The 4,097-nt window shown below is 60.1% G+C and carries 7 protein-coding genes and 1 pseudogene; 5 read left to right on the top strand and 3 right to left on the bottom strand.

Annotated features, from left to right (window positions below; all coding sequences use genetic code 11):
- The 4 genes from K206_RS0135935 to K206_RS44810 all read left to right on the top strand — a co-directional run.
- Positions 1–523: alpha/beta fold hydrolase (locus K206_RS0135935; RefSeq protein WP_020207070.1), on the top strand; the 523-nt coding region annotated here is incomplete at its 5' end.
- Positions 524–669: 146 nt separating this feature from the next.
- Positions 670–972, top strand: a complete 303-nt coding sequence (locus tag K206_RS44550) for a hypothetical protein (protein WP_231401740.1) — start codon at positions 670–672, stop codon at positions 970–972.
- Complete coding sequence (locus K206_RS44545; protein WP_231401739.1) at positions 939–1,325, top strand: OmpW family protein; 387 nt, start codon at positions 939–941, stop codon at positions 1,323–1,325. The genes K206_RS44550 and K206_RS44545 overlap by 34 nt, the downstream gene beginning before the upstream one ends.
- Before the next feature lie 280 nt (positions 1,326–1,605).
- Positions 1,606–1,758 carry a hypothetical protein gene (locus K206_RS44810; RefSeq protein ID WP_196812977.1) on the top strand — a complete coding sequence of 51 codons (153 nt, stop codon included), beginning with the start codon at positions 1,606–1,608 and terminating at the stop codon, positions 1,756–1,758.
- A gap of 70 nt (positions 1,759–1,828) precedes the next feature.
- Here the strand turns inward: K206_RS44810 and K206_RS0135920 are convergent, their stop codons facing one another.
- Genes K206_RS0135920 through K206_RS0135910 form a run of 3 tightly spaced genes read right to left on the bottom strand, consistent with a single transcriptional unit; the run spans position 1,829 to position 3,706 of the window.
- Complete coding sequence (locus K206_RS0135920; protein WP_011494291.1) at positions 1,829–2,149, bottom strand: DNA-binding protein; 321 nt, start codon at positions 2,147–2,149, stop codon at positions 1,829–1,831.
- A complete protein-coding gene (locus K206_RS0135915; RefSeq protein WP_011494290.1) occupies positions 2,139–2,480 on the bottom strand; it encodes a type II toxin-antitoxin system RelE/ParE family toxin in 342 nt (113 codons plus the stop codon). Before K206_RS0135915 ends, K206_RS0135920 begins: the two co-directional genes overlap by 11 nt.
- Positions 2,481–2,503: 23 nt before the next feature.
- On the bottom strand, positions 2,504–3,706 hold the full coding sequence (locus K206_RS0135910; protein WP_011494289.1) for a site-specific integrase: 1,203 nt from the start codon (positions 3,704–3,706) through the stop codon (positions 2,504–2,506).
- A gap of 185 nt (positions 3,707–3,891) precedes the next feature.
- On the opposite strand from K206_RS0135910, the pseudogene K206_RS40425 reads away from it, so the two are divergent.
- A pseudogene (locus tag K206_RS40425) lies at positions 3,892–4,097 on the top strand (2-hydroxy-6-oxo-6-phenylhexa-2,4-dienoate hydrolase); the annotation flags it as partial.

The following is a 4,097-nucleotide window of genomic DNA, read 5'->3' as shown; positions in this document are numbered from 1 at the left end:
GGGGGGCGCCACGGCGCTGAACTTCGCGCTCGAATACCCCGACCGCATCGGCAAACTGATCCTCATGGGGCCTGGCGGCCTGGGCCCCAGCATTTTCGCGCCGATTCCGATGGAAGGCTTCAAGCTGCTGTTCAAGCTGTATGCCGAGCCGTCCTACGAGACGCTGAAACAGATGCTTCAGGTGGCTTTGTACGACCAGTCCCTCATCACCGAGGAGTTGCTACAGGGCCGCTGGGAAGCCATTCAGCGCCAACCGGAACACCTGAAGAACTTCCTCATCAGCGCACAAAAGGCGCCGCTTTCAACCTGGGATGTGACTGCCAGACTTGGAGAAATCAAGGCCAAGACATTCATCACCTGGGGGCGCGATGACCGCTTCGTTCCCCTTGACCATGGCCTGAAGCTGGTCTGGGGCATCAACGACGCGCGCTTGCACGTGTTTTCCAAGTGCGGCCACTGGGCGCAATGGGAGCATGCCGATGAATTCAACCGCCTGGTGATTGACTTCCTGCGGCACGCGTAAGGGGCAAGAGCGCCGCTTTTTGTTGTCCTGCGTGTCGGTACGGGGTACGCATCAGGCCGAAATGAAGCGGCGGGATTCAGAAGAGACAAAAGCGTCCATTTTGGACAATTGAAGTTCGTTTTTTAAAAATATAAGGAGACAAAATCATGAAAATTATCGCTTCCACGCTGACCTGTTTTGCCGTAGCGACTCTGTCGGCCGGCGTCCATGCACAAGCCTTCACCAACTCCCCGTCGCCATGGTCCATTGGCGTCGGAGCCGTCCACCTGAAGTTCCACCCCTCGGCGGATGTCTCGTTCGCTGGCAACCCGGTGCCGGGTGGCGCGGTGACGGTGGGCAGCGACACCGCGCTGGGCGTGGAAATCGGATACGCCGTAACGCCCAACTGGACGCCCGGCTGGATGTCGGTTCGCCGGTGGAAACCGATTTCGGCGGCGCTGGAACCTTGAGCCCGTTGGGAAAATTGGGCAGTGTCAAAGGTGGCCCGGCCATTTTGACAATGACGTATTCGCCAGGCATGCTGGGGCCGATCCGACCGTTTTTCGGCGGCGGTCTGACCTATCTGAGGGTTTTCAGCACCAAAGATGGCGCCGTGCAGAACCTCAAGGTTGACGATGCGCTCGGTACGGCACTAACGATCGGCGCGGACTGGCCCCTGTCGGATGGCTACAGCATCGGCTTCTCGGTTCAGAAGCTGTTTTTGAAAGTCAAGGCCACGGGGACTGCCGGTGGCGCGCCGGTTCGTGCCGATGCCAAACTGGATCCGGTGGTGACTTTCCTGTCGCTTCGCAAGCAGTTTTGACCGTTCAGTGACCGCCGCCCGGTCCGGGCGTCCGGTGCGGTTGTATCGCGTTAGCGGGTGCAAGGCAAAGTGGTACCGGGTTGCGCCAGCGACTTCTTACGTCAGACGGAAGTGTCCTGCGAATGCGTAGAACTGGTCGGCAAACGACATGCCTTCACGCTTCAGCATGAACTGGCCTTTGCGAATCATATGCATCAGTTCGATGCCGGCCAGGATCGAACTCCAGGGGACCTCGAATTACACGTGATTTCGGCGTCATCAGTGAGCCAGGCGTTTGAATGTGCTTAGCAACGCGCGAGCGTGGTCGTTTCATGGACGCGGCATTGAGCCGCCGCAGATCGTGGCGTCTGAGGCCCGGCTGGCAGTCCATGCATCACACACGGTGGTTATTTTCGTCATGGAGCGCTGGCTAGGTGCGCAACCCAGGGACTGATCCGAAGCCACCACCAGGCGTTATCGTCTCCGTGGCCGTCAGTTGTCGCAGACCGACATCAATGCCACATTCAGGTGGCATGCGCTGGCACGGCGGGTGCAGCCAACGGCTGCACCGCCAGCCGCAGACCCATCGCCTTGAGGATTGCCCGCAAGCTGTTAAGTGCCGGATTGCCCTTCGGGGAGAGCGTGCGATAAAGCTGCGTCGGATTCAGGTGCGCCTGTTCGGCCACCGCCTGAACGCCGCCGAAGGCCTCGGCCATTTGACGCAGCACGATCAGCAGTTCGGCCTGGTCGCCATCTTCCAGAATGCCGTTGACCACTTCCAGCGCGAACGCGGGGTCGTTTCGGTACAACTCGGCCATCGCATCGTCATGGGGTCTACTTCTCATCATCTGTTCTCCGTTGCCAGTCTTGCCAGTAATCCACCGCCCGAGCGATGTCCGCGTCCTGAGTCTTCTTGTCGCCGCCGCACAGCAACAACACCACACGCCGGCCCGACAAGGCGTAGTACACCCGGTAGCCCGGCCCCGCATCGATGCGCAACTCCCACACGCCCTTGCGACAGAACTTGTGATCGCCAAAGTTGCCTTGCTCGATGCGAATGACGCGCCGTGCCACCGCAACCTTGGCTTGACCGTCGCGTAACCGCTTCAGCCATTCGATGTAGAAGTCCTTCTGCTCACCGAGAGTCAGGTAATGCTCAATCTCGTATGCTGCCATTTTCGTCTATAAACGAATGACTGTCAAGATACATCGACTGGTGTGGCAATCGTGCCCGCCACCACCGTCTTGCGCCGGTTCGCCACCAGTTCGGCCGCCTGACGCACCGGCGCATCCTCGGTGTGGATGTAGCGCATGAACATCGCCACCGTCTTGTGCGCGGTCAGCACCATGCCGACCTTGACCGGGATGCCCGAATTGGCGATGTCGGTGGCCGAACGGTGCCGGATACCATGTGTGCCGACGTGCTGCACACCAGCAGCCTTCAGGATGCGGCTCCAGCCGTTGTAATGCTCCCCGTTCGTCATGTGCTTGAGCGGATCGCGCAGCGACGGCAGCACATAGAGTGAGCCTTCGTGCCTGGGCACCGTCGAGAGCAGGCGGTGCGCTTCCTCGCTCATCGGTTTGGACATGCCGCCGGTCTTGCTGTCAGGCCAGGCCACGCGCCGGTTCTCCAGATCGACCCAGGTCCACTCCAGCAACAGGATTTCGGAGCGGCGCGCCGCGAACTCGAACTGCAAGCGGATGGCCAGCGTGACGATGGGTGGTTCGCTGCTTTCGGCCTCCACCTTGTCCAGATGCCTGAACAACTTGCCCATTTCCTCGTCGGTGATGAGCCGGGTGGTCTTGCCTTGAGGGTATTGGGGGATGTGCCGGCACGGGTTCGTGCCATCCGTCCGCAAGCCCCAGATTTCGGCCATGTTGAACATTTTTCGCATGACGGCGAGCGTGTGGTTGGCCTCCATCGGCGTGGACTCCAGCTTCTTCATCATCGTCGCAACGTCCGGGCGCTTGACGTCCTGGACCTTCATGCGGCCCAGAATAGGGATGATGTTGCGGTCGATGTTGCCCTGGTAGCCTTTCTGCGTGCTCGGCTTGTTGCGAACCTTGGAGTAGTCCGACATGAAGCGTCCGCACAGTTCCTTGACGGTCGGTGCCTTGCGCGCCTCAGCCTTGTCGCCGCCGGGGTCGCCGCCCCGGCGGACCTCGGCCAGCCAGGTCTGCGCCAGCGAGCGGGCCTGCTCGACGGTCAGCTCTCCGTACAGGCCGATGGCGGGCTTGCGCCGCTCCCCGGCATTGGTCCGGTACTGGAGCATGAACACCTTGCGGCCTGCAGGTGTAACCTTACACATGAAGCCGGGCACCAGGGTATCGCGCAGTTCGACGGGCTGCGCCTGGGGTTGTGCCGCGTCTATAGCGGACTTGGTGAGTTTGATTTTGGCCATGCTGACTCCTAGGAGGAATGAGCCAGTTTCCAGGTGTCGGCTGGGAGCCAAGCGGATGGAAACCGGATCGGGTTGTGGAAAGCACCGGGGTATGGTGAATCCACTTGATCCCTAGGAAAACTCGCTGTGGCGGGCCTCAGCGTAGATCAGCCAAATTCGGTGCTGATCACAGCATGAAATAAAAAATGACAGCACTCACCGAAAGTTCCACCAGCAAGTTCGTGAAAATCAATGAAAAAGGTTTTTCCGATTTCAAGATTCACTACAACGAAGCGGGTAACGGCGAAACCGTCATCATGCTGCATGGCGGGGGCCCCGGCGCTGGCGGCTGGAGCAACTACTACCGCAACATCGGCCCCTTTGTCGACGCCGGCTACCGGGTGATCCTGAA

It is taken from the genome of Cupriavidus sp. WS (assembly GCF_000395345.1).
Lineage (GTDB): Bacteria > Pseudomonadota > Gammaproteobacteria > Burkholderiales > Burkholderiaceae > Cupriavidus > Cupriavidus basilensis_B.
The sequence above is the reverse complement of the archived record's forward strand: the minus strand, read 5'-3'. Positions and strand labels throughout refer to the sequence as shown.